Source organism: Paenibacillus sp. FSL H7-0940 (assembly GCF_037979415.1).
Taxonomy (GTDB): domain Bacteria; phylum Bacillota; class Bacilli; order Paenibacillales; family Paenibacillaceae; genus Paenibacillus; species Paenibacillus amylolyticus.
This window is the reverse complement of the sequence record NZ_CP150280.1, coordinates 4974394-4999234: the sequence shown is the minus strand read 5'-3', so window position 1 is coordinate 4999234 and position 24841 is coordinate 4974394. Positions and strand designations below refer to the sequence as shown.

Here is a 24841-nt window from a genome sequence, read left to right as displayed (position 1 = left end):
AATAGGGAGAATTTGCAAATGATTCGTGTGGGGCAGAAGACTCATTTTGGGGTAAAATGACTTTACCGGTTTAATTTGAAACGGTTAAACAGCACCATACGTATAAATCCAGAGTGTTATACATATGTTGGCTTGTACAAGGTATTTTTTTCGTGTGTGGGCATTTATTTAGCTTTATAGTTTAGTTTTGATTAAGGGTCATAAGAGAGGACGACACGCCTATGGAGCAACCTGAGCAACCCCGCGTTTGGCCGGAGCGGTTCAAGCGATTTTTTCTTAACAACAAATTTGTCCTATTTCTGCTGATTCTGCTGTTGGTGGGACTGAACGTGATGGTTCTGACCAAAGTATCCTTTGTTCTTCATCCGCTCGCAGTACTCATCAAAACCATTGTGCTACCTATTATTCTGTCAGGCATACTCTACTATCTGCTTAATCCGATTGTGGATGTGATGGAGCGGTGGAAAATTAAGCGGGGCTGGTCCATTCTGATCCTGTATCTTGCGATTGGAGGCATTCTGACCGTCGTAGTGCTGGCAGTCATTCCGGTCGTACGGAACCAGATTGTGGGGCTGATTGAAAATTTCCCAACGTACAGTGAGACGGTAAAACAGCAGTTTGAGGAACTCACGGGCAGTAAATTGTTCGGTCAGTTCCAGGAAACGGTGAATCTGAATTCGCAGGACTGGTGGGGAACAATCTCCCAAAAGGCTACTGAAATTCTGAACTCGACCTGGACCAAATTGGGCGGATTCCTGGGAGCTTTCACGGAGACCGTGCTGTCCATCGTAACGGTTCCGTTCATTCTGTTCTATCTGCTAAAAGACGGCAAGAAGCTGCCAGCGAAAATTCTGTCTTTCCTGCCGATCAAGAGCCGTACGGGCGCAATGCATGTGCTGGAAGATATCAATCACCAGATCAGTTCATTCATTCGTGGACAGATTATCGTCAGCTTCTGCATCGGTATTCTGCTCTACATCGGTTATATGGTCATTGGTCTGGATTATGCATTGATTCTTGCCATTATCGCATCGTTCACAAGTGTTGTTCCGTATCTGGGACCAGCAATTGCAATTACACCTGCGTTGATTGTGGCCCTGGTTACTTCGCCGGTGATGCTGCTGAAGATGGTTGCTGTATGGACAATCGTGCAGCTAATCGAAGGTAAATTCATCTCACCACAGATCATGGGCAAAACGCTGAAGATTCATCCTATCACGATTATCTTTGTCATTCTGACTTCGGGTAATCTGTTTGGAGTCGTGGGCATTCTGCTCGCTGTTCCAGGATACGCGGTGCTCAAAGTATGTGTATCACATATCTTCAACTGGTTTAAGGACAGATCGGGCCTGTACGACCCGAACAAGAACAATCTTTTATAACCGAAGTGGCAAGCTCCAAGAGATAGTTAATCAGAAGATTTAGTCACTTTGTATCCTGTATAAAACGGTACCCTTACCAAGAAGAACCCCCGTCCATCGGCATACAGCCGAGAGGCGGGGGTTCTTCTGCATGAACAAGCTTGGCTGCTGCCTAGCTGTGTTTAATATGTTGGAGCGTTTGCAGGAAAATCTGCTCAATATGAGCATCATCCAGAGAGTAGTACACGGTCTTGCCTTCCTTGCGCCGCTTGACAATCCGCATGTTGCGGAGTGAACGCAGCTGGTGTGAAATGGCCGACTGTCCCATGTCGAGCAGAACCGTCAGGTCATGAACACATAATTCCTTCTGTAACAGCGCATCAATAATACGTAGACGTGTGGGGTCGCTGAATGCCTTGAACCAATCTGCCATCTCGGAAGACGTCTCCCGATCTATGAGTGAAGTGCGAATCGTCTGCACGTCGGCTTCAGTACCTGAGCAGGCTGCATCACATTCGCTTGGTGCTTTAACCGGTTGTTCCATTTCCTATCACCGCCTATGTTAACTCAACATTTGCATAATTCGATTTAACCATTTGGTAAGTACAACAACTAGACGAATAAAACCATTTCGATCTAATTGTTGTTGATTGGAATTCACTGGTTCGGATTTATGCAAAAGTTTAACTATAGCTCTATTATATCCAAAACCCGCCTAAAGCGAAATGATTACTATTAGCATAATCTGTATGAAAAATCAACAACGATTGTTGACACTCATGTTTAGGCGTGCATATAATAGGGGTAACCAAACATATGAATGAGTGCTCATATATTGAATACAATTGAAATATAACATCGTTTTTGTACTGCAAAGGGGAGAATTCACATGGGAACCGGACAGGAACAGGTGAAAAGGGAACTGCTACTTGATGGATTGGATTGTGCGAACTGCGCATTAAAGATCGAGAATGGCGTCAAAAAAATTAAGGGCATTAACGAATGCTCTGTCAATTTTGTTACCAAAACATTATCGCTGCACACCACTTCCGATATGGATGAACAGGTAGTGGAAGAAGCAAAGCGCAAAGTGCTTCGGCTGGAGCCGCATATTCGCATCTCGGAAAAAGGAAAACACGTGAACGGACATGTGCACACCCATACAGGGAGTGCAGTTGGTGCGCATAACCACAGTCATGACCATGCCGGACATAATCATGGACATTCACATGGCAAACACTCGCATACTCATGATCAACATCAACATGGTCATACACATGAGCACGGGAGTCATGCTGGGCATGATCCCAGCCATACCCATGATGATGCCCATGCAGGCCACTCACATGAACATGGTGCAGGACAGACAAAAGTGTTGCTTGCTCGTCTTGCTGCAGGTTCTGTGTTGCTCGCAGCCGCAATCTGGTCGCCGCTGGAGGGCTGGGCACAGTTTACTCTATATGCGCTCGCTTATCTGATTGCCGGGGGAGATATCGTGCTCCAGGCGTCCAAAAACATCATCCGCGGTCAAGTGTTCGATGAATACTTCCTGATGTCCGTCGCTACCTTGGGTGCTTTTGCCATTGGAGAGTATCCGGAAGGGGTAGCGGTCATGCTATTTTATCAGCTCGGGGAGCTGTTTCAGGGCATGGCGGTTAATCGGTCACGCAAGTCGATTCAATCGCTCATGGACATTCGCCCGGACTACGCGAATATCCTGACGGGTTCGGGTGACGAGACCCTTCGTGTATCTCCGGAAGACGTACGAATTGGTGATCGTATTGTCGTGAAAGCAGGAGAGCGAGTACCGCTGGATGGTATCGTTAGAGCTGGGCGTTCCATGGTGGACACTTCTGCTCTGACAGGTGAATCCGTACCTCGTGAGCTGGAGTCCGGAAGTGATGTACTGAGTGGATTTGTGAACAAAAATGGTATGTTGACGATTGAAGTGACTAAAACGTTTGGTGAATCAACGGTATCCAAGATTCTGGACCTGGTGCAGAACGCGAGCAGCCGGAAAGCGAAAACAGAACATTTTATTAGTAAATTCGCTCGTTATTACACACCGGTTGTTGTTATCCTTGCAGGCTTGATTGCATTTGTTCCCCCATTGATACTTAGTGGTGCAACATTTGCTGACTGGATCTATCGTGCATTGGTCTTCCTGGTTATCTCATGCCCTTGTGCGCTCGTGGTCTCTATTCCACTTGGTTTCTTTGGTGGTATCGGAGCAGCTTCACGTAACGGGATTCTTGTCAAAGGCAGTAACTACCTTGAAGCGTTGAACGATGTGAAAGTTGTTGTTTTTGATAAAACGGGTACACTAACCAAAGGTGTATTCAAAGTAACAGCCATTCGTCCCGAAGGTGGACGTACGGAAGATGAACTGATGGAGCTGGCAGCCATCGCGGAAGCCAATTCCAATCATCCGATTGCCGAATCCATTCGCGCAGCTTGGGCCAAAGCCATTCCCACGCAAGGTGTTGAAGGTTATGACGAAGTTGCCGGACATGGGATTAAGGTGAGCGTCGATGGTCGGGAAGTGCTGGCAGGCAATGCCAAATTAATGGTGCAGGCAGGTATATCCTATACCACACCAGAAACAGCCGGAACGATAGTCCACGTGGCTGAAGCTGGCACATATGTTGGTCATCTAATTATTGCTGATGAAGTGAAGGACGATGCAGCCGCTGCTATTCAGGCACTGAAGAAACTCGGCATCCGCAAAACGGTCATGCTGACAGGTGATGCCAAAGCCGTAGGTGAAGCGGTAGGACGCGAGCTGGGTGTGGATGAGGTCTACGCTGAATTGTTGCCACAGGATAAAGTCGAACGACTGGAGCAACTGGAAGCTGCCAAATCTCCGAAGGAAAAAATGGTGTTTGTCGGTGACGGCATCAACGATACACCTGTGCTGGCACGCGCCGATGTGGGCGTGGCCATGGGTGGACTTGGTTCAGATGCCGCGATTGAAGCGGCTGATGTGGTCATCATGACAGATGAACCGTCGAAACTAGCGAGTGCAATCCGCATTGCTAAGCGTACACGAATGATTGTGTGGCAAAATATCGCGTTTGCTCTGGGAGTTAAAGCGATCTTCCTGTTACTAGGTGTGTTTGGCATAGCCACCATGTGGGAAGCTGTATTCTCGGATGTCGGTGTCACGGTGCTGGCTGTCCTGAACGCCATGCGTGTACTTCGTGTGAAGAATATTTAAGTTTACGAAACGATCCAGGCGGCTCTTCGTATATACGTAGAGCCGTTTTTATATTTTTATGTAGATAAGTCTAACTAGACATTTACACGAGAACGGAGAGGACAGAGATGACCTGAAGTAGCGAAGCTACCATCGCAGGTTATTCTGTCATCGGAGTGTCAGTGTGAGCAGGTCTATGGAAGACAACAGTGAAGGGGAGAACGTTTTGACAGGAGCAGTAGTAGGGATCATCATTGGAGTGTGTTATTTCATTCTGGGGTTGATGGTGTTCAAAAAACCACCGAAAATGATTAACGGAATATATGGTTATCGGACCCCGCGTGCAATGAGTAATCCCGAGTTATGGGACGAAGCGCAAAGTTATAGCGCCAATCTGATGATGCAATTTGGTGTGATTATCACGATATTCGGCATTATCGGTTTCTGGCTTACAGATGTACGAGCTTTGGTTCTGAGTCTGGTTGCTACAGGATTCTATACGTTCAGATTGTTTACCAGAGTTGAAGGCCGGTTGAAGCAAATGCAGCGTGCTCAACAGCAACAGAATGAGCAGAACGTTTAAGGTAAGATTAGTGAATAGGTTTAGAGAAGAGGACTCGCGTGTGAAGCGGGTCTTTTTTTGTTGAAATAGAAAACTGTAGAGGATGTTAAACTCGCTAAGACTTCATACACAAAATCTAACGTTGACGTTAACGTTAATATTATATATAATTATGTACATAACATTATAGACATATAAAAAGAAGTAGAGGTGAGGGAAATGAGTTTATATAAAATCGACGACGTAGCCAAGGAATGTGGTTTGACCAAGCGAACCATTCGGTATTATGAAGAGATTGGTGTCATGCCTTCACCTCAGCGGACAGATGGCGGGACGCGGTTGTACACTCGGGAGGATATCGATTATCTGAAAAAGGTGGTTCGCGCCAAAGAGGTACTTGGATTCTCCCTTCAGGAGTTACATACCTATGTGGCAACGGCAGATGCCTTGAACGAACAACGTTTTGACTACCAGCAGACAACCGAAGTAAGAGAACGGATCGAGAAGCTTACCGCGATGGAAACAACGCTGGGTGGTCAGTTGCAACTGATTGAGCAGAAACTTCAGAGCATACATGCCGTACAGACTGAACTGGAAGAGCTGCGTGAACGCGTTCGGAGTGGTATTCAGAAGTTACAGGCACATGATCCGCAGGGTGATGAAGACGGCTAACCGAAAGCATCTAATATTTAATAAACAAAACTGTATACACATAATCGCTACATGGAGTGAGCACCATAGTACCTGTGGCGATCCTGTACAAACACCGGATGTTTCGGTGTCATTTGTGCCGTTTTGTTACCTCTAATTCTGAAAATGTATAGAATGTTTTCATTATTTTCAAGGTCGTTTTCAAATATAAAGCTTAACCACATAAATTATTCACAGGAGGAATTACGTATGAAAAGAGAACCATCATTACCGGACGAATTGCCGTCATCACGTGGGGGCCTGTTATCCCAACCACGAGCGGTATGGGCGGTTGCCTTTGCATGTATCATATCCTTTATGGGTCTGGGTCTAGTTGACCCGATCCTGCCCGCGATTGCAGATCAGCTGCATGCTTCGAAAAGCCAGGTGTCACTGCTATTTACCAGTTATAACGCTGTAACCGGGGTAGCGATGCTGATTACAGGTGTTGTATCCAGCCGGATTGGTGTGAAGTGGACGCTGCTCAGCGGTATATTGTTGATTATTATCTTCTCGTTCCTCGGCGGTACCTCAGACACGGTAGGTGCACTGGTTGGTTACCGTGGCGGTTGGGGACTGGGTAATGCCTTGTTCATCGCAACGGCGTTATCTGCCATTGTGGGACTGTCCACGTCGGGGACAGCCAAAGCGATTATTTTGTACGAAGCAGCGCTTGGTCTCGGGATTGCGGTTGGACCGCTGCTTGGTGGTGAGCTAGGTTCCATCTCTTGGCGTGGCCCGTTCTATGGGGTGGCTGTCCTGATGGCGATTGCCTTTATCAGCATTACATTTATGTTGCCCAAGATGGCCAAACCGAAAACACGCAGTTCTTTGTCCGATCCGTTTAAAGCATTAAGTTATCCTTCACTGAAAACATTGGCGATTACCGCCTTCCTGTATAACTTTGGTTTCTTTACCTTGATGGCTTATTCACCATATGTCATGAATCTGGATGAGCACGGCCTGGGTTATGTATTCTTTGGCTGGGGACTGATGCTGGCGATTACGTCGGTATTCGTGGCACCAAGATTACAACGCCGATTCGGATCGGTTCCGTCCATGAGTGTCATGCTTACATTGTTCGCGATTGATCTGGTTGTTATGGCAGTAGGTACGGTGATGGGTTCACCAACTACCGTTATTGTGGCAGTCATTGTAGCGGGGATTTTCCTTGGAATTAACAACACATTGATTACAACGGCTGTTATGGAAGCTGCACCTGTAGAACGTTCTGTTGCTTCTGCTGCATACAGCTTCGTTCGTTTCCTGGGTGGTGCACTTGCTCCATGGCTTGCGGGTAAATTGTCCGAGTGGTTCCTGCCGGAAACGCCGTTTTATTTTGGTGCATTAATGGTTCTGGTTGGAGTCGTGGTACTGCTGGTGCGCCGTCATCATCTGCGGGATATCGATTCCGCCATTACATCTCATTAATTCACAGGAGGAATTGCAATGTTGAAACGTATATTGGTTGCTGTTGATGGTTCGGATCATGCTCATAAGGCTTTGGAACAAGCTCTGATCCTGGCTGAAGATATGAAACATCCCGCAAGTCTGTTGATCGTGCACGTGAATCCTGCCATTTCGATCAATGAACCTGCATTGGGTGTTGATCTGGAAGCTCGGATTGCCGAAGAAGGGCAACATATTATAGAACCTGTGACTAATCAGTTGTCAGGGCGTGACGTTGCATATGAAACGCTGTTGATTGCAGGTGATCCCGTTAATGAGATCTGCCGTGTGGCGCGTGAAAGAGATTGTGGAATGATTGTGATGGGTACCGGCGGGAAAGGCATGCTCGCAGAGATGATCGTGGGCAGTGTCAGTCATGGCGTGTTAAAACATGCAGAATGCCCCGTCCTGACGGTTAAATAGGTTGTGAAATCCTTTATAATGCAATAGCTCAAGATCGCCACAATGGCTCATCAGGCACGTTACAAGCTATGATTGCCGAACACCGTAGTGGGTTGATGGCACGGAAATAGTGTATAAATAGATTATATAAATTGAACTGAACTTTTACATGAGACTATGGTTGTTCTGTCATCGAAGTGGCAGTGTAATATTCTTAAGTTCAATAGGCTCTAAAAGGATGGAGGATGCAGCATATGAAAAAACAACATCTGTTTATCGGTGGCCAACCGACCGAATCTGTAGATTATAAAACACTTCAAGCACCATACTCCGGGGAAACGCTGGCAGAAGTCTCTTCGGCTTCAGCCGAGGAAGCGGAGGCTGCTGTTGCAGCTGCCGTTCAGGCTGGGAAGGCAATGCGCCAGATGCCTGCACATCAGCGTGCAGATATTCTGTACAAGTTGTCCTCCATGCTTGAAGAACGCAAGGAAGAAGCAGCGCGAATCATAGCGCTTGAAGCGGCGAAGCCAATTACGGCAGCACTGGCTGAGGTTGATCGTACGGTGGAAACGTATCGTTTTGCCGCTGAAGAAGCCAAGCGACTGACCGGAGAGACGGTTCCGATGGATGCAGCGAAAGGTGGAGAAGGACGTATCGGTTATACGATGCGGCAGCCTCTAGGCGTCATTGGTGCGATTACGCCGTTTAATTTTCCAATGAATCTGGTAGCCCACAAGGTAGGCCCAGCGCTGGCAGCGGGCAATACGATTGTTCTCAAACCTGCGGAGCAGACGCCTCTGTCTTCCTATTACATTGCTAATCTGCTTCAGGAAGCCGGACTGCCGGATGGTGCACTGAACGTGGTGAGTGGTGATGGCAAAACGATTGGTGATGTGCTTGTGGAGCACCCCCGTGTTGCTCATATTACGTTTACAGGCAGTCCAGCGGTAGGGACGAGCATTCGTAGCAAAGCAGGACTAAAACGCGTGACATTGGAGCTAGGGTCGAATGCAGCGGTGATTGTGGATAAGGACGCAGATCTGGACAAAGTGGTTCCTCGCTGTGTGACGGGAGCTTTCACGTATCAGGGACAGGTATGTATCTCGCTACAGCGGATTTACGTACATCGTGATATTTCGGATGAATTCATTCGGCGTTTCGCTGAAGCGGCTAAACAAGTGGTGGTCGGAGACCCACTGAGCCCGGATACGGTGGTTTCTGCGCTGATTACCTCCAAGGATGTACAGCGTACACTCGACTGGATAGAAGAAGCCAAACAGGCAGGGGCTGAAGTGGCAGCAGGCGGTCAAGCTGAAGGAGGCGTTCTGCGTCCAACGGTACTGATTAACGTTCCGCGTGATGCGAAGGTATCCTGTCAGGAAGTGTTTGCACCCATCGTTGTGATCAATACGGTAGATTCCGTTGAAGAGGGTATTGAACATGTTAACGATTCGATATACGGGCTTCAGGCAGGCGTATTTACAAACGATATCCATACCGCCCTCCATGCTGTCGATCAGATTGAAGCAGGCGGAGTTATGATTAATGATATTCCGACGTTCCGAGTGGATCACATGCCCTATGGTGGGGTGAAACAGAGTGGTATCGGACGTGAAGGTGTAAAATATGCTGTAGAGGAAATGACGGAATTGAAATTTGTTATGTTTAACAAAGGGTGATTATCTTCCATTATTTTACTCAATATGCCGTATGCCAATGAAAACATAACCACACACGCCTGTGCCAGAATAATGGCACAGGTTTTTTTATATGAAGATCATGGAAAAAGTTTTCAAAAATACATGCGGATTCTTCGCCGACTGCGGGTTCACATCTGATGAGACGGGTATAACATAGTTAACATACCGCAACATAATTGACTAAACGCCGCTCATATCACCGAAGCATGATGTACCCATCCAGAGCACGAGCGGAATGAAGCGGTACAGCATTGCCGAAAGTCTTATAATCTCTCATTATTCAAATACAATGCAGTATGAATTAAGCCTGAACTCTGGAGTTGCAGGACAGGCAGGAGGTGTATTCAAATGGCATATTCCATGGTTGACGTATCGGGAATGTCAGGCGTAAGTCTGAACGAACTGAGCCAGTATGCGGAGACAGGTCTTCTGAATCCGGCTTTTGGGGATATAGATGAGGACATCTATTATGAAAAGCAGGAATTGCTGAGACTCCAGCAAATCCTTTTCTGTAAGGAAGTAGGTATGAAGGAGAATGAGATTGCCCCGATGCTCCGGGATAATCCTCAGGATGTCATACGCATCATGAAGCAGCATCGCATTGATATTCTGGAGAAGGCACTCCGTCTGCATGGATTGATTCAGACACTGGACAAAACGATCTCTCATTTGCAAGGTGAACAGGAAATTGATGAACATGATCTTTATATCGGTTTTGTAAATAAGGGGCGTCACCAGTTGCTGAATGAATCGGGTTCTGAAGCTGTAGTCACTAATGATATGAACCATGTGCAGACAGACGGTGCTCAGAGGTCTGACATCCAATCTTCCAATTCATCCACATTACCTGAAAATCAGGAGATGAAGTCAAAAGAAGATTATCTGGATTCCCAAGCGAAAATTGATCAAGTTCATCTGGACTTGCAACAGGCCATTGAGGACGGATTGGAGCCCGGTAGTGCAAAAGTACAACAGATTATTGGCAGGCATCTTGAATGGATCAAAGGTTATTATACACCCACCGCTGAGATCTATCGGGATTTGGCCAATCTGTATGTAGAGCATAAAAATTTCCGTCAGATGTATGATGGTTACCACCCAAGGCTGGCTGAATTCCTGCGGGATGGGATGATGGTTAAAGCGGAACATGATTTATCCTAGATGCATAAAGTAACATGGGCGAGCAAGAACATGGGTGTGAATCATAATGGATAACAAAGAGCGCAGACCTCTGAGAGGACTGCGCTCTTTGTTATTACGGGTTCTTCATCATCGTGTGTGATGAGACTCCGATCACCTTATTCATCATTTCCTAAAGGGGTATGGTTGCTTCCAGCTGCTCTGTGAGCAGGCTTACGGCTTTCTCCAGGAAGACGCGGTCTTCGTCGTCAAAACGGTTTTTGATCGGGCTGTCGATATCCAGCACCCCGTACAGTTCGCCGTTTCTGATAATAGGTACGACAATCTCACTGTTCGATGCTGCATCACAGGCAATGTGGCCTGGGAAGGCATGAACATCATCAACGACCAGGGTACGTTTTTCCGCAGCAGATGTGCCGCATACACCACGTCCCAATGGAATTCGGATACAGGCAGGCAGTCCTTGGAATGGCCCGAGGACCAATTCTTTTCCATCATACAGATAGAAGCCGACCCAATTGGTGTCGGTCATAAATACATTGAGCAGCGCAGCAGCGTTCGCCAGATTGGCAATCGCACTAGGTTCATCGCGGATCAGAGCACTTAACTGTCCCAGGACGGCGGTGTGCTGCTCACTTCGTGTTCCTTCATAGGAAACAGCTTGAAACATGGTAAATCACCCTCCCGAGCAAAATGGTACTTATTTTCAAGATAGTGCAGAGGATGCGGTTAGTCAAGCGGAGGATTTCGGAAAGGGAAGGGAATACCTGAAGAATCCTCCTGTTTCTCAGCTTCTTACGTGGGGTAATTACTTAGCAACCACGGAGGGCTATAACCCGGGAAGGAGCTTGGCTTATGCATGCAGAGGTACAGAATCTTTTTGTACGGATTCATCTACTATATTTCGCGCAAAATCAGGATTTGAACGTTAGCGAGGCACTGCCCCTATTGGAAGAACGGGGATATCGCGTTGGAGAGCGGGAGATCAAGCAGGAGCTTGAACACCTGACACAGGAGAACTTCCTGACCGCCCACGGGGACCAATGGAGCTTGACCGGGACTGGCATCGAAGAATTCAAGGAAATCACGGCTGTGTTTGGCCGGGTTAGCGATGAATTACTGGGAAAGGGCAAGAAAACGTCCAAAGCTTAAAATTCATTAGGACAAGCCATGATTCCGTAATTCACTCAAACTTGAATTGTTCCATACGTACAACAAGACCGGGAGCGAAATTGGCCCGGTTTTTTGACGTGTGTGCATGACTGAACAGTTGCCATTCGGCGCAGGTTATGATTAGATGACTAGTGAATATTATGGTCTGCGGAGATAGATCGGATCGGAGTGTCTTTATATGTATAAATGCAAAGGAAGAATTCCCGAAATGGAGACTGCGCGGCTTCGTCTGCGTAAAATGCGTCGGCGGGATGCGGCCCAGATGTTCGCATGCTGGTCAGATCGCGAGGTGACCCGTTACATGAATCTTGCACCCATGATTGGGACAAGCGAAGCGGCGGACATGATTGGACTGCTCAACCAAATGGCAGGGGAAGAGGATGCGATCCGGTGGGGGATCGAACTCAAAGAAACAGGCAAGCTCATCGGCAGCTGTGGATTCAATACATGGCAGCTTGAAGGCGCATTCCGGGGTGAGATCGGTTATGAGCTGGGACGTGATTATTGGCGCCATGGTTATATGACGGAGGCTTTCTCGGCGTTGCTGCCCTTTGGGTATGAGACCATGGGTCTTAATCGAATTGAAGCGCTGGTTGATCCGCGTAATCTGGCGTCTGGCGAGTTCCTGACGAACCGCGGCTTCACGCGTGAAGGATTGCTGCGACAGGTGCAGCATACATCCACCGGATATAAGGATATGGTGATGTATTCCATGCTGTATGATGAATTTCTTCGCAAGCGAGGTAAATAAAAGAGAGAAACGAAGAGAGAAGGGTTTGTGTGAATGCAACTGGAGGTTTGAAGCGCAGTTTCATCTTGACGGGGCTGTTGCTCGCGACATTTCTGTCAGCAATTGAAGGCACCGTAATTGGTCCGGCAGGGCCGACCATTGTCAGTGAGCTGGGGAGTGTACAGCTGCTGAGCTGGATTTTCACGGCATACCTGTTGACGATGGCTGTGAGTACGCCCATTTTCGGTAAAATCAGTGACCTGTATGGACGAAAGCCTGTATTTCTGATTGGCTGTGCCTTATTTTTACTGGGTTCACTCTTGTGCTGTCTGTCGCAGAACATGGAGCAATTAATTATTTTCCGTGCTATACAGGGAATTGGTGCGGGTGCGGTAGTTCCTGTTACATTTACGATTATTGGGGACATCTACGCCATTGAAGAACGTGGCAAAATCCAGGGCTGGATTAGCTCCGTGTGGGGTATTTCCTCTCTGGCTGGACCGCTGCTTGGTGGTTATTTTGTAGATAATCTCGGCTGGCAGTGGATCTTTGGTTTTAATGTGCCATTTGGTCTGCTTGCAATGTGGTTTGTATTTCGTTATCTGAAGGAAGATATCTCGCCGCGTACAGCCAAAATTGACTATGTTGGTGCGCTGACCTTTACGGTGGGCATTACCGCATTGCTATTTGTCCTGTCGGCGGGTGGGCAATATTATGCCTGGAGTTCTCCGTTGATTGTTGTGCTGAGTGTGGTCGCCGCTCTGTTTATTATTTTATTTTTCGTGGTGGAAAAAAGAGCTCAGGCCCCTATGGTTCCACTACATTTGTTCCGAATTCGGGACATCCGTGTGGCGAATATAGCCGGACTGCTGACCAGTACTTTGATGATCGGCCTGACCAGTTATTTGCCGCTCTGGGTGCAGGGGGTTCGGGGAGGTAATGCGACGGAATCCGGGCTGCTGCTCGCACCGATGTCGGTGGGTTGGCTCATTGGTAGTGTGATGGCAGGCCGTCTGTTAATGAAAATTGGATCACGTATGACCGCATTGATTGGGTTAACCGGTATTGCGATTGGATCGGGTGGACTCTTTCTGGTTGGCGGGACATCCCCGCAGGCTGTGCTATTTGTATTGACCTTTATTTATGGTCTCGGTTTCGGATTTGCGTTTACGATCTTCACCATTATTGCGCAGTCTTCTGTAGGGTATAAGGAGCGTGGCTCCTCTACGGCACTGCACACGTTCATGCGTACGTTGGGACAGACGATTGGTGCAGCGGCTTTTGGCACGTGGTTGAACTATCGGATCTCTACGTTATCTAGTGAACAGAATCTGGCGGAGGCGGGAATTTCCGAGAGTGATCTGAACGAACTGCTCGCTCCACATACGGATGCTGCCCTATCGGATGACAAATGGGCGCTGCTGCGTAACGTTTTGGAAGGAAGCTTGCATTCCCTATTTGTGATTATGTTTGTCATTGCATTGGTGTCGTGGGTAACGACGCTGGCTTTACGCAAACGTTTAATTGTACCCGAAGATGCAGATGCTCCAACGCAGCCACAAGGCTCAAAGTAAAAAGAAGATATGTATACGAAAAACCGGATTCGCCGATGTCAGGCAAATCCGGTTATTTTTGTTGATGGCACACGTGCAGTGGACTAGATTACATCTTCAAACTCAGGCAAGTGATATGTTGGGGGTGTCTGGGCCAAAAGCATTTTGAAGTACAGGCTGGCTGATCCTGGTGAATTGTCCAGACGAATTTCTAAGGAACGGAGGACGTCTTATTTGACCTTCTGCTCCTCTTTTTAAATTGTAAGGAACATGAGACACGTTATTTCCCGAAATCACCTGAAAAACACGTTGTAAACGGCTGTTTATTCAAAGATAGCGTGTGTCAGATTCCTTAAAATGCTGCAAGCGCTTCAAACCCCTGAATAAGACGTCACAGGTTCGTTAGCGTTCCCGCTCCGGCTTTCGACAGGTTTGAAGATACGCTCTAGCTGCTCGCTGATAAACGGTCTGCGGAATGTGCAAGCCTTCCCAAGAGTTCGGACAGCAATTCCTTGTCTTCCTCACTTAGTCCACTTACCGCCCGATCAATCTTCAACGCATAGCCTGGATAGATGTCATCCATGGTGCGCTGTCCTTCTTCGGTCAGTTCCACAAAGATGATACGTCTGTCTTGCGGACAATGTTTGCGGTGTAACAATCCTTTTTGCTCCAGCTTATCGATCACATAGGTCACATTACCACTTTGCAGCAGAAGTTGTGCGCCAACCTGTTGAATCGGCTGAGCTCCTTTCATATATAACACTTCGAGCACCCCGTATGCGGTGGGGTTGAAGCCATGCACTTTGCTTCCGGATACAGCGTGTTCATTCACGCTCTTGAATGTCTGGGCCAAGGTGCGGTACAGATGAAGTGAACGTTCGGTTCCGATTTCTTGTAATTCCAGCATGCTGATCCCGCCTTTTCAGATTAGTTTTATAAGTTGAAATGATGAAGAGGGGTCCTCTCCGTTATGCTGTTCATGTAAAAGAGTATTTCAACTTATATGAGTTGATTATTTATGTTTGACGATTCAGGTTGTCGCCATGGTTTAATTGTAAACTTCTATCTCTACGAAAAACATGCGATATGTCACAAGATTTGCATTTTTAGCATTTAAAATTTGATCATTCATCATGCTGAAAAAATCATCCTTCAGATGTCGCTTTTTCTCCGCCTCTGGCAGGAGGTCGAGTCAAGGGCTGCTCTATATAATGAGTTCATACTATGAATTGGAATATAATGGAGGATAAGAAGGATGACAAGTGATTTAACGTTTGAAGGACAACGACCGCTGAAGAATAACCGATCTTTTGTAACATTGATGGTGGCACAGGGCATTTCCAATCTTGGTGATTGGCTGCATCTGCTCGCAATTCTGACCCTCGTGGGTATCCGCTGGAATGCAACGCCATGGGAGATTACATTTGTCACACTTTCCGCAGCACTACCCATTCTGTTGACAGGGCCATTCGCAGGCACACTTGCAGATCGCCTGAACCGAAAATGGCTGATGATTGTAGCCGATGGTGCACGGATTATCATCGTGGGTGCGTTAATTTTTGCTGACCAGATCTGGCACGTCTACATACTGCTTGTCCTCAAATCCCTGTTTGATGTAATCTTCTCTCCGGCCAAAAACGGAAAGCTGAAGGAAATTGTACCCCGCGAACAACTTGCGCAAGCTGTATCCATCAGCTCGGTGATCGAACAGATGTCCAAAATTATTGGTCCAGCGCTTGGTGGACTGCTGGTAGCCGCTTTTGGCATTACCTGGTGTTTTGTTCTCGATTCAGCGTCTTTTCTGATCTCCGGCATCATTTTATTGTGGATTCCTGGAACTCGGGTGATCCAAACCGCAATTCATAACGTAACAGAAGTAGAGGAAGAGCCAGCTGGGGATGTTCGCAACCTCCCAAAAGACTCTTTTTGGAAAGAAACACTTGAGGGTATCCGCATGCTCGCATCTCTCCCTCATGTAGGAACGTCTCTGATCTTGCTTGCTTCAGCCATACTTTTTCTGCAATTTGCCGATTCACAGACTGTGGTGTTATTCAGACAACTTCCCGGAATTTCAACTGATCTGCTGGGATGGTGCGTGGCAGCAAGTGGCGCAGGTACATTAATTGCAGCGATGAGTGTACGGAAGTGGAAGCATGCAGGGCATGTTTTGAAAATGGGTCTGGGTACCACACTCATGGGTCTGGTTATCGGCGGAGCCGGAGTTATTGTTGGGATTTGGCCACACGCCGGGCTAGGTGCCAATCTGTTGTTAGTATCCCTCTTTGCCCTGGCAGGTGTCGGAATTGGGTTTGCAATTGTCCCCTTTCAGATCCTGTTGCAGGAACAGACACCTGAGGCGATGACAGGCAGGGTATTTGGAACGGTAGGCAGCGTGATGACAGCCAGTAATATTATGGGCCCGGTGGTAGGCGGATTTATGGTCACCTCATTTGGTGTAGTGCCGGCTTTTGTCTGTTCAGGCATTTTGCTGACCCTGCTTGGGTTGATTTATTTGATGAAACGTAGCGGGGAAAAAGCCGATCTGAATGGCTCCATTGCAGCCAAGACCATGATTGCAGGTGACTGAAAACAGGCCGGATCTGCTCAGGTTAGAACAGTTAAAATGAAGATTTGAATTTACTTCAAATTTTAAGTTTATGATCGGAAAGCGTTTGAGTAAACGCCTTCACGTTTAATGAGGAACAGGCAGAAATCCCTGTATTCTAATTATTCCTAGGGGAAAACTCATATGCCTTGTCCCACCAACGCATTAGCGGAAAGGGGGTGAAGCAACTTGAATGTAAAGTTACCAAAATCGATTGTGCGTCTTGGAAGCATACCACTGGCAATACTTGCCGGGACTTTGATGCTGGGGTTTGGATCGTCACATGTATACGCAGACGAGGCTCAGGTATCTTCTGAAAAACCTTCCAGCGGATTGTCGCTCAGTTTGTTTTCACGTGATTCGGATGGCGGGTTGAACCTGACTCCGTCAGTATCGGTATCCACACCACTGCTGGATGTTGAAGTTCCGTCGATCAAAGCGAATGAATCGACAGGTAAGCTGAGTGTATCTGAGCTGAAAGTAGATACACCGCTTGGATCGGCCGGAACATCAGAGATTGGGATTGATGCGAAGAAGGGAACCGTCGAACTGCCGTCTGTACAGGCGGATACACCGGTGATCAAAGCCGATGTATCAAGCAGTCAGGTGAACCTGAACGATGGTACAGCTTCCTTGCCTGGCGTTACTGCAGAGGTACCGGAGGTTATCAAAGCAGAGACGTCTGCTGTGAAAACAGACCTTCGGCAGGGTAAGGTTGAATTGCCTTCCGTGAAGGTGGATGTACCTGAAGTTACTTCCGTCAATATCTCCTCATCCCGTGTGGATCTGAGTAAGGGAAATGTCCAGCTGCCATCTGTGAAAGCAGAAGTTCCAGTTGTAGACGTATCCGCTGAACTCAATCCTGATCAGGAAAAGGTGGAGATTCCAAGTGTGAAGCCGGAACGGACTGTAGTCACTCGGGAACAACCGGCGGTCGTCAAAACACCGAATGGTGAAACTTCCAATACGAGTGCACTCGCAGATCCTGTTTCAACTCAAAACAACGAGGAAGGACAGGACGCAGTACAGGTTACGGGGAAAGTGATTGAAGTCACCCCGGAATCAGAAGTACGTCCAGAACAACCTGTTGTCCCGCAACCATTGCCTATGGAAGGAACCGATCTGACGCAGGATTCCGATGTTAATGCAGGTTTGCCTGATAACGAGTTATTCCTCGTAGATCAGATAACTGCTAAACCAGCTGTCACTGAACAAGTGCAGAGTAACAAGGAAGCCGATCTGAAACAAGATAATGCTGATTCAACATCTCCATTGCAACCTCGCACAGAACGACCAACAAGTTGGTCTGTTGCAGCAACTTCTCCCGGAGCAGCTAATGCTTCCGCAGGGACAAACTCCGGTTCGTCCGGTGTAACTGGAGGTGGAGCAACCGCTCCAGCCGCTGCACTTCCGGGAGCAGCAACAGGTCTGGTTACGCCAGATTACGATTTTGCCTTCCGAATGGAACGGCTCGATGGGTTCAGTCAATGGTCACAGGCACCACCTGGGCGGCCGCCGCAATATACCTCTTTCTCATAGGCAACAATGGCGTTAATTCAACCAAAATTGAGAAGGAGTGTATATAATCATGAAAAAAGTGAATCGTTGGGTAAAATTGTCGGTATTGTCGGGTACGTTGGTAGCTGGATTGCTGGGAGCTTCGCAGGCAACTTATGCCGATAGCTATAGCAATAACAGCAGTGGTAATCTGGATCTAAATGCAGGTTTGCGCCTGGAACTTGGATCTCTTCTGTCAGGACACCGTGACACAGGTTACGGTAACCATGGTGGCTACGGAGGTTCATCCAGTGCAACTGGAGCATTGAATCTGGATCTTGGCCTTAACGCCGGCTTATCTTCCGAGAGTATGAACCGTTACAATGATCGTTCTTCCGACCACACAGTTGAGCGTAGCAGTTCTGGCAAGCTGGGCCTTGGCCTGAATGCCAATGTGTCGGGAGAAGGTACAACGATGAGCGACTATTCAAGAGGCGGCGATGATCGGAAAGTAAACAGCAGCTATGCGAGTGAAAGCCGTGGAGCGCTAAATCTCGGTCTGAACGTGAATGCGGAAGGCGAGAGTGCAACAATGGCTCAATCCGAACGCAATAACAGCGTGAAAGACGGCGAGCGTAACACGAACAGTAGCTATGCGAGTGAAAGCCGTGGCGCACTGGATCTCGGTCTGAATGCAAAAGTCGAAGGAGAGAGTGCAACGATGACTCAATCCGAACGCAATAACAGCGTGAAAGACGGCGAGCGTAATGTGAACAGTAGCTATGCGAGCGAAAGCCGTGGAGCGCTGGATCTGGGTCTGAACGCAAAAGCTGAAGGAGAGAGTGCAACAATGGCTCAATCCGAACGCAACAGCAGCGTGAAAGACAGCGAGCGTAACACTAACAGCAGCTATGCGAGCGAAAGTCGTGGAGCGCTGGGTCTCGGTCTGAACGTGAATGCCGAAGGAGAGAGTGCAACGATGGCTCAATCCGAACGCAACAGTTACGTGAATGACCGTGAGCGTAACGTAAACAGTAGCACTGCGAGTGAAAGCCGTGGAGCACTGGATCTAGGTCTTAACGCAAAAGCAGAAGGAGAGAGTGCAACGATGGCTCAATCTGAACGCACTAACAGCGTGAAAGACGGCGAGCGTAACACGAACAGTAGCTATGCGAGCGAAAGCCGTGGAGCACTGGATCTAGGTCTCAACGCAAAAGCAGGAGGAGAGAGTGCAACGATGGCTCAATCTGAACGCACTAACAGCGTGAAAGACGGCGAGCGTAACACGAACAGTAGCTATGCGAGTGAAAGCCGTGGAGCACTAGATCTGGGTCTGAACGCGAAAGCAGAAGGAGAGGGTGCAACGATGACTCAATCCGAACGCAACAATAGCGTGAATGACCGTGAGCGTAACGTAAACAGTAGCACTGCGAGCGAAAGCCGTGGAGCGCTGGATCTGGGTCTGAACGCGAATGCAGAAGGAGAGAGTGCGACTTGGACTCAATCTGAACGCAACAACAGCGTGAAAGACAGCGAGCGTAACGTGAACAGCAGCTATGCGAGCGAAAGCCGCGGAGCACTGGATCTGAACGTGGATGCGGATGCAGAGAGTGCAACTACATCTATGGTGGAGACAAATCGGTAATATGAGATTTTCACTGTAATATGAAGAAGTAGGGGCTCCGGAACCCCTGCTTCTTTTTTTGCATTTCAAAATTCGAAATAATATACAAATTGATAAAAGTTCCACTATAATTGTTATAACAATTAAATAGTATTACTAGAGGTAGTAATGAATGAATAGGGTGAGTAAGATGGAACGAAAAGTAACGAAATTCGGTAATAGTCTTGGATTAACAATGCCAGATGCCTTCAAACAAATTGGTCTGGAGCAAGGCGATATGGTTCAAATCGAGGTAAATCAGTCTAACGGGGAGATTATTATTAAAAAGGCTACAAAAGTTAATTTGCCTAACGGAATCAGTAGTGATTTTATGGATACATTGGCTGATGTGATGGGTGAATATGATCAAACCTTGAAAGGTCTCAAGGATAGATGAGCATGATCCGGTATTTGAGTATTCAAGAGGTTATTGCGATCAACGTCGCTATGATTTAGCGTTACAGTCCTGGAGAGCAGATTGGAGTTAAAGATTCTGGTCTGCTTGAATCTGCTGCGATCTTTCAATCTTTGGGTCAAAACCATCCTTTTCATAATGCTAATAAAAGAACGGCTTTTACCGCATTGGTAATCTTTCTACGTTATAACAATGTGTATCTTAAGATGGATCAAACTTTTGCTGAGGACTTTACTGTTGATATGGTGAACCACAAGTTCACATTTGAACAACTAGTCTCAATTATTCGTACACACTGTGTTACTGAAAATGAAATATAATAGTAAGCAATAAGTCATTCATTACTATGATTTATTGCTTTATTTTTTTAAGAAAAGAACAACGTTCAAATAATCAAACACGCATCCCGAAATATATATTTACACGATAACGTAGAGGACAGAAAGAACCTGAAGAAGCGAAGCGTTCGCCTTTATCCCCCGATTTTAACATTTGTGATATTGATTCAAAAAATCGGGGGATAACAGTGATCGGAAGGTTGTTCTGTCATCGGAGTGGCAAGTGTAAATAGTCTTTAGTTCAAGCCCGAATCAGAACAGGAGTGTTCGATATGAAGATAGAGCATGAAGGTACAACTATACAGGAGTCCATATTGGACGTACATATTACAGAGGCAGGATACGAGCCGGGACAATCGACCATACGCAATATTCGAATGAATGTGGCGCGAGGAGAGCTGGTAGGGATTATCGGACCAAATGGTGCGGGCAAAAGTACCACAATCAAAACGCTTCTTGGTCTGCTGGAACATGCGAACTATGAAGTGACGATTGGGGGAGATGGTCGTTATGCCTATATCCCGGAGCAACCGGTTTTTTATGAATATATGACCCTATGGGAACATCTTGATCTGGCCGCAGCGGCGTATGAAATGGAGGAAGAAGCTTTTGTTGCCCGAGCGGAGGAACTGTTGGTTCGTTTCGGTATGGACCACGTTCGGAATGATCTTCCAGCCAGTTTCTCAAAGGGCATGCGGCAGAAAATGATGTTGATGATCGGATTTCTGTCTTCGCCGGATATTTATATTGTGGACGAGCCGTTCATCGGACTGGACCCTCGTGCAACCAAGGATTTTCTAAAATTACTTGATGATGAACGTCGCCGCGGCGCGGGTGTGCTTATGTCTACGCATGTACTGGATACCGCTGAACGAATCTGCGACCGGTTTATTCTGATTGCTTCGGGCAGATCTGCTGCCGAGGGAACATTGGATGAGATCCGTGAAGTGGCAGGATTGCCGGAAGCCTCTTTGTTTGACTGTTTTGATGTACTGACGTCTTAGATAGAGAGAGGGTGAGAGAGAATGGAAACTTCCCAGTGTTATACCCCACTTCGTTTATACAGACGAAGACGCAAAGAGCATTTCAAGGAACAGATGAAAAATCTCAGACTCGTCGTGGATTGGACAGTGTGGGTATACCTGCTTGTTCCGGGTCTGCTCTATCTGATTGGATGGTACACGAGTCTGTGGACCAAACCGCTGCCTGCATGGGCGACAGGATTACCGCTCCCCGTACTGACTGGGCTGATCGACGTGGTTATGCTTACCGGTGGTGTGTTGATATTTGTGGAGGAAGCGGATGTATTGTTTTTGAAATCAAGACCGTTGTGGATGCGAACACTAATGAGGCAAGGGCTCTACCGGTCCTGTCTGCAACATCTGGGCAAAATGATCCTGATTACAGCGCTGACCGCACCCCTGTGGTCCCGTGTCTATGAGATGTCGAATCTCCAGATTGCACTTATGGCTGTCTGGTTTGGTGCGGTAGCTTCATTCCAAGCCATAACACTACATATGACGAAGGTTCGACATACTGGATGGCGACGCTGGATTCAGATGATCCCTCTCGTCATTGGCATAGGTTACATGACCATTCATGCGACATCATGGATGCATGGACAGACGTGGAAAATCAGTTTTGGAATCGTAATTATCATGCTTCTTCTAATTACAGTTGGACAGATGAGGCTATTGATGAAGGGAACGTTTGAAGGGGATGTGCGGGAGGATCTGCGGAGCAGGCTGCAGCTTACAGCTCTAATGTTAAGCCGGGCGGTGAGCAAGCCGAAAGCCCCACGAACACGGTCCATCATCTTCCGTAAACCGCGTAAACTGTTACGTAATCGTTCCATCGCGAATCGGACAGCGGAGATTGCATTCAAGGCATTTTTCCGAAACTCGGCCACGATGAAATTGTATCTGCAGCTTGGCGGACTATCCATCGCAGCAGTTGCATTACCACCTTTTCCGGTCAATGTCATTGTGTGTGCGTTATTAATCATCATGTTGACGGTGATGTTTTATCGTTCCTGGGATGTTTTTGCCACGTCCGACTATGTTCAGCTTATAACGTATGACACGGAGGCGCTGCATCTTGCAGGTTCAATGATGGTTCGGATGTTGTTCATCCCGATTGGTATTCTTATGGGATTCACGCTGGGATTGGCCTGGCTCGGCTGGGTCGTCGGTATTCTGACAGCTGTAGGTGCGGTGGCTTTTGGACTCTGTGTCTTATCTATTGCCGGCTGGGTCCGGCTGACCCGGGCCTAAAGGAATTCCTTTCTAATTCGGAGCATATCGTGCGCTATATCTGCCCATGCTATAGAAGAAGAATCTCATCTATGGATGATGAGAGATTAGCTGTAGCAAGGAGGAAGAGACGATGATGGATAATAGCGAACTACAGGTGCACTTTTCAGACGATTCAGCGTTGAATGCCGCCAGGGCAACCTTGGAGGAATTGGGATATAAGCCGTATCAGTCCGGCCCGCTGGAACTGTACATCCCCACAGATCGCCAAGATCCTCAGTCTGCCGTAGAGATTGTACAATCTCATGGAGGAAGTGCCGTATTTGCCTCACAAACGGAAGAGCTGGATCAGTTTCAGAATATATCGATTCCGGCTCATCTCGTGAATGAAGACTGGCATGAGGGTTATGCGAGCCAAAACCAAGGAAGCCAGACGGAGCAAGGCAGACATAACTATAGCGATGACCCAACATACGATGATTCGGCTGATGGATTTTCAGGCAGTGTGAAAGCATAGAAGCATCACAAGCTAAGAGCAGTTGGAGCCAATTTTTCTAACATGGAACAATGCCCAAAAACCCCGATCGTCCACAATAGTGGATATCGGGGTTTTTGGCATCTGAGCTAATTCATTATCGGGTTAAAAGGTGTAATACCTAGTAGTGAGAGTTCAAAAGGTTCGGTTTTCAGTACCGAGAAGATGGAATGAAGATAGAAATGGAGTAGCGGAGCGTAGGAAAACTACGTGAGCAACGGACATTTCGGCTGAATTTCATATTCGATGCTGATGATGCCATTAGGCATGATTCGTAATCAAAAGCGGACTTTTTGAACAACCTCTATTATGATGTAACGTGTTTATATTCAGCCGCATGCATGCCAGCCGTGTATCCTGTGGAGAATGCAGCGGTGATATTATACCCTCCGGTGTAGCCGTGAATATCCAAAACTTCACCGCAAAAGAATAGTCCAGGCAGCAGCTTGGATTCCATTGTTTTTGGGTATATCTCCTTTAAGTGGATTCCCCCCCCAGTAACAAAGGCTTCTTTAAGCGATCTCGTTCCGTCTGCACGGAAGGTAAAAGCTTTCATTAGCCCACACAAGTTGCTTAACATACCTTTGGGGAAATGGTGGAACGTGAGGTCATCGCTGATCTCTGCCCGTTTCATCATTAAGGGAATCATACGTTCAGGAACCCATGTTTTTAAAATGTTTTTGACAGCCTTGCGGGACTCTTGTTCCAATACCTGTTGCACCTGTGCTTCCAAGGCACCTGGGGACAGCTCCGGGAACAGATCAATGCTCATAATGACCTGTGGGTTTCCAGACTTCATCTGAACCTTGCGGATAAATTGGCTGCAGCGCAGTGCAACCGGTCCTGACACGCCAAAATGCGTGAAGATCATATCTCCGCGATGGGAGATGACCGTTTTTCCTTTGGCATCCACTACGGATAGGGCGATATCCCTCAAAGACAAACCTTGCAGTTCTTTGGACTGAATCCAACTCTCTCCAGACACAATGGGCACTTCGGTCGGATATAACTCCGTTATCGTGTGGCCCGCAGCCTCAGCCCAGGGATAACCGTCTCCGGTTGATCCGGTTTGGGGTACGGATTTGCCGCCGGTAGCGATGATGACAGAGCGCCCAAGAATGGTTTTACCGGATATCAATTTAACACCCTGTATCTGCTGACTGTTCTGAATAATTTCTTTGACCGGTTCTTTGGTGCGAATCTCAACGCCGAGGGCGACAATTTTGCCTACCAGCGCATCCACAACTGTTTTCGCTTTATCGGTTACAGGGAACATTCTGCCGTTGTCTTCTTCTTTCAGGGCAATTCCGAGATTCTCGAAGAAACGCATGATTCCCTGGTTGTCCAAATTTTGAAACGAACTATATAAAAAGCGTCCATTACCCGGAATATGCCGGATGAGTTCATCCGTTTCCTTGGCATTGGTTACATTGCATCGACCTCCGCCAGAGATACCGAGTTTACGACCCAGTTGATCTCCCTTATCCAGCAGAAGCACGGAGGCTCCATGCTCGGCAGCAGCAACGCAAGCCATCAGGCCCGCAGATCCACCACCAATTACAATGACATCATACATATGT

The 24841-nt window shown here is 47.4% G+C and carries 22 protein-coding genes and 1 pseudogene; 19 read left to right on the top strand and 4 right to left on the bottom strand.

The features are described from left to right. Positions 1–221: 221 nt before the first annotated feature. Positions 222–1382 carry an AI-2E family transporter gene (locus MHB71_RS21970; RefSeq protein WP_036614215.1) on the top strand — a complete coding sequence of 387 codons (1161 nt, stop codon included), beginning with the start codon at positions 222–224 and terminating at the stop codon, positions 1380–1382. A 151-nt stretch (positions 1383–1533) separates the two neighbouring features. On the opposite strand, the gene MHB71_RS21965 is transcribed toward MHB71_RS21970, so the two are convergent. Further along, positions 1534–1905, bottom strand: coding sequence for a metalloregulator ArsR/SmtB family transcription factor (locus MHB71_RS21965; protein WP_036614212.1), 372 nt, complete (start codon positions 1903–1905; stop codon positions 1534–1536). A gap of 345 nt (positions 1906–2250) precedes the next feature. Here MHB71_RS21965 and MHB71_RS21960 point away from each other — a divergent pair, with 345 nt between their 5' ends. The 7 genes from MHB71_RS21960 to MHB71_RS21930 all read left to right on the top strand — a co-directional run bounded on the left by MHB71_RS21960 (position 2251) and on the right by MHB71_RS21930 (position 10521). Beyond that, positions 2251–4578, top strand: a complete 2328-nt coding sequence (locus MHB71_RS21960; RefSeq protein ID WP_340027698.1) for a heavy metal translocating P-type ATPase — start codon at positions 2251–2253, stop codon at positions 4576–4578. A gap of 205 nt (positions 4579–4783) precedes the next feature. Continuing rightward, positions 4784–5140, top strand: a complete 357-nt coding sequence (locus tag MHB71_RS21955) for an SdpI family protein (protein ID WP_076254810.1) — start codon at positions 4784–4786, stop codon at positions 5138–5140. A gap of 198 nt (positions 5141–5338) precedes the next feature. Further along, on the top strand, positions 5339–5791 hold the full coding sequence (locus MHB71_RS21950) for a MerR family transcriptional regulator (protein ID WP_340027696.1): 453 nt from the start codon (positions 5339–5341) through the stop codon (positions 5789–5791). Positions 5792–6019: 228 nt separating this feature from the next. After that, positions 6020–7240 carry an MFS transporter gene (locus tag MHB71_RS21945; protein ID WP_036614180.1) on the top strand — a complete coding sequence of 407 codons (1221 nt, stop codon included), beginning with the start codon at positions 6020–6022 and terminating at the stop codon, positions 7238–7240. An 18-nt stretch (positions 7241–7258) separates the two neighbouring features. Further along, positions 7259–7681, top strand: a complete 423-nt coding sequence (locus tag MHB71_RS21940) for a universal stress protein (RefSeq protein WP_282319500.1) — start codon at positions 7259–7261, stop codon at positions 7679–7681. A gap of 233 nt (positions 7682–7914) precedes the next feature. Beyond that, positions 7915–9339 (top strand): aldehyde dehydrogenase family protein, encoded by a 1425-nt coding sequence (locus MHB71_RS21935; protein ID WP_047841391.1) that lies wholly within the window; start codon positions 7915–7917, stop codon positions 9337–9339. A gap of 369 nt (positions 9340–9708) precedes the next feature. After that, positions 9709–10521: a TipAS antibiotic-recognition domain-containing protein gene (locus tag MHB71_RS21930; RefSeq protein WP_340027692.1), complete on the top strand. Its 813-nt coding sequence runs from the start codon at positions 9709–9711 to the stop codon at positions 10519–10521. Positions 10522–10672: 151 nt separating this feature from the next. On the opposite strand, the gene MHB71_RS21925 is transcribed toward MHB71_RS21930, so the two are convergent. Then, positions 10673–11170 (bottom strand): GAF domain-containing protein, encoded by a 498-nt coding sequence (locus tag MHB71_RS21925; RefSeq protein WP_340027690.1) that lies wholly within the window; start codon positions 11168–11170, stop codon positions 10673–10675. 185 nt (positions 11171–11355) lie between these two features. Here MHB71_RS21925 and MHB71_RS21920 point away from each other — a divergent pair, with 185 nt between their 5' ends. The 3 genes from MHB71_RS21920 (at position 11356) to MHB71_RS21910 (ending at position 13977) form a co-directional block, all read left to right on the top strand. Further along, positions 11356–11652 carry a hypothetical protein gene (locus MHB71_RS21920; RefSeq protein ID WP_036614170.1) on the top strand — a complete coding sequence of 99 codons (297 nt, stop codon included), beginning with the start codon at positions 11356–11358 and terminating at the stop codon, positions 11650–11652. A gap of 199 nt (positions 11653–11851) precedes the next feature. Further along, positions 11852–12424, top strand: a complete 573-nt coding sequence (locus MHB71_RS21915) for a GNAT family protein (protein WP_036614167.1) — start codon at positions 11852–11854, stop codon at positions 12422–12424. 47 nt (positions 12425–12471) lie between these two features. After that, on the top strand, positions 12472–13977 hold the full coding sequence (locus tag MHB71_RS21910; protein WP_253509372.1) for an MDR family MFS transporter: 1506 nt from the start codon (positions 12472–12474) through the stop codon (positions 13975–13977). A gap of 424 nt (positions 13978–14401) precedes the next feature. Here the strand turns inward: MHB71_RS21910 and MHB71_RS21905 are convergent, their stop codons facing one another. Then, the gene (locus MHB71_RS21905) at positions 14402–14863 is read right to left on the bottom strand and encodes a MarR family transcriptional regulator (protein WP_017690799.1); all 462 of its coding nucleotides are present in this window, start codon (positions 14861–14863) and stop codon (positions 14402–14404) included. A gap of 348 nt (positions 14864–15211) precedes the next feature. On the opposite strand from MHB71_RS21905, the gene MHB71_RS21900 reads away from it, so the two are divergent. From MHB71_RS21900 to MHB71_RS21865, 8 genes and pseudogenes are all read left to right on the top strand, one after another. Then, complete coding sequence (locus MHB71_RS21900) at positions 15212–16543, top strand: MFS transporter (protein WP_340027688.1); 1332 nt, start codon at positions 15212–15214, stop codon at positions 16541–16543. 207 nt (positions 16544–16750) lie between these two features. Further along, positions 16751–18100 carry a hypothetical protein gene (locus tag MHB71_RS21895; protein ID WP_340027687.1) on the top strand — a complete coding sequence of 450 codons (1350 nt, stop codon included), beginning with the start codon at positions 16751–16753 and terminating at the stop codon, positions 18098–18100. Positions 18101–18149: 49 nt separating this feature from the next. Beyond that, positions 18150–19703 carry a hypothetical protein gene (locus MHB71_RS21890; RefSeq protein ID WP_340027686.1) on the top strand — a complete coding sequence of 518 codons (1554 nt, stop codon included), beginning with the start codon at positions 18150–18152 and terminating at the stop codon, positions 19701–19703. A 151-nt stretch (positions 19704–19854) separates the two neighbouring features. Beyond that, positions 19855–20118 carry an AbrB family transcriptional regulator gene (locus tag MHB71_RS21885; protein ID WP_339189944.1) on the top strand — a complete coding sequence of 88 codons (264 nt, stop codon included), beginning with the start codon at positions 19855–19857 and terminating at the stop codon, positions 20116–20118. Further along, positions 20115–20456: pseudogene (locus tag MHB71_RS21880) on the top strand (type II toxin-antitoxin system death-on-curing family toxin). Before MHB71_RS21885 ends, MHB71_RS21880 begins: the two are co-directional and overlap by 4 nt. Before the next feature lie 290 nt (positions 20457–20746). Beyond that, positions 20747–21478 (top strand): ABC transporter ATP-binding protein, encoded by a 732-nt coding sequence (locus tag MHB71_RS21875; RefSeq protein ID WP_036614152.1) that lies wholly within the window; start codon positions 20747–20749, stop codon positions 21476–21478. A 21-nt stretch (positions 21479–21499) separates the two neighbouring features. Then, the gene (locus MHB71_RS21870) at positions 21500–22747 is read left to right on the top strand and encodes an ABC transporter permease (RefSeq protein ID WP_340027685.1); all 1248 of its coding nucleotides are present in this window, start codon (positions 21500–21502) and stop codon (positions 22745–22747) included. A gap of 112 nt (positions 22748–22859) precedes the next feature. Then, complete coding sequence (locus MHB71_RS21865; RefSeq protein ID WP_053061432.1) at positions 22860–23243, top strand: hypothetical protein; 384 nt, start codon at positions 22860–22862, stop codon at positions 23241–23243. Between the two features lie 325 nt (positions 23244–23568). On the opposite strand, the gene MHB71_RS21860 is transcribed toward MHB71_RS21865, so the two are convergent. Further along, entirely contained in the window at positions 23569–24837 is a 1269-nt protein-coding gene (locus MHB71_RS21860; protein ID WP_340027684.1) for an NAD(P)/FAD-dependent oxidoreductase, read from the bottom strand. Positions 24838–24841 lie beyond the last annotated feature (4 nt).

What these genes read in the sequence shown, in the direction of transcription:
- MHB71_RS21875 (WP_036614152.1), top strand. Translation starts at nt 20,747, where the DNA reads ATGAAGATAGAGCATGAAGGTACAACTATACAGGAGTCCATATTGGAC.
- MHB71_RS21935 (WP_047841391.1), top strand. Translation starts at nt 7,915, where the DNA reads ATGAAAAAACAACATCTGTTTATCGGTGGCCAACCGACCGAATCTGTA.
- MHB71_RS21920 (WP_036614170.1), top strand. Translation starts at nt 11,356, where the DNA reads ATGCATGCAGAGGTACAGAATCTTTTTGTACGGATTCATCTACTATAT.
- MHB71_RS21950 (WP_340027696.1), top strand. Translation starts at nt 5,339, where the DNA reads ATGAGTTTATATAAAATCGACGACGTAGCCAAGGAATGTGGTTTGACC.
- MHB71_RS21970 (WP_036614215.1), top strand. Translation starts at nt 222, where the DNA reads ATGGAGCAACCTGAGCAACCCCGCGTTTGGCCGGAGCGGTTCAAGCGA.
- MHB71_RS21945 (WP_036614180.1), top strand. Translation starts at nt 6,020, where the DNA reads ATGAAAAGAGAACCATCATTACCGGACGAATTGCCGTCATCACGTGGG.
- MHB71_RS21870 (WP_340027685.1), top strand. Translation starts at nt 21,500, where the DNA reads ATGGAAACTTCCCAGTGTTATACCCCACTTCGTTTATACAGACGAAGA.
- MHB71_RS21860 (WP_340027684.1), bottom strand. Translation starts at nt 24,837, where the DNA reads ATGTATGATGTCATTGTAATTGGTGGTGGATCTGCGGGCCTGATGGCT.
- MHB71_RS21885 (WP_339189944.1), top strand. Translation starts at nt 19,855, where the DNA reads ATGAATAGGGTGAGTAAGATGGAACGAAAAGTAACGAAATTCGGTAAT.
- MHB71_RS21905 (WP_017690799.1), bottom strand. Translation starts at nt 14,863, where the DNA reads ATGCTGGAATTACAAGAAATCGGAACCGAACGTTCACTTCATCTGTAC.
- MHB71_RS21865 (WP_053061432.1), top strand. Translation starts at nt 22,860, where the DNA reads ATGATGGATAATAGCGAACTACAGGTGCACTTTTCAGACGATTCAGCG.
- MHB71_RS21930 (WP_340027692.1), top strand. Translation starts at nt 9,709, where the DNA reads ATGGCATATTCCATGGTTGACGTATCGGGAATGTCAGGCGTAAGTCTG.
- MHB71_RS21890 (WP_340027686.1), top strand. Translation starts at nt 18,150, where the DNA reads ATGAAAAAAGTGAATCGTTGGGTAAAATTGTCGGTATTGTCGGGTACG.
- MHB71_RS21960 (WP_340027698.1), top strand. Translation starts at nt 2,251, where the DNA reads ATGGGAACCGGACAGGAACAGGTGAAAAGGGAACTGCTACTTGATGGA.
- MHB71_RS21915 (WP_036614167.1), top strand. Translation starts at nt 11,852, where the DNA reads ATGTATAAATGCAAAGGAAGAATTCCCGAAATGGAGACTGCGCGGCTT.
- MHB71_RS21925 (WP_340027690.1), bottom strand. Translation starts at nt 11,170, where the DNA reads ATGTTTCAAGCTGTTTCCTATGAAGGAACACGAAGTGAGCAGCACACC.
- MHB71_RS21940 (WP_282319500.1), top strand. Translation starts at nt 7,259, where the DNA reads ATGTTGAAACGTATATTGGTTGCTGTTGATGGTTCGGATCATGCTCAT.
- MHB71_RS21900 (WP_340027688.1), top strand. Translation starts at nt 15,212, where the DNA reads ATGACAAGTGATTTAACGTTTGAAGGACAACGACCGCTGAAGAATAAC.
- MHB71_RS21965 (WP_036614212.1), bottom strand. Translation starts at nt 1,905, where the DNA reads ATGGAACAACCGGTTAAAGCACCAAGCGAATGTGATGCAGCCTGCTCA.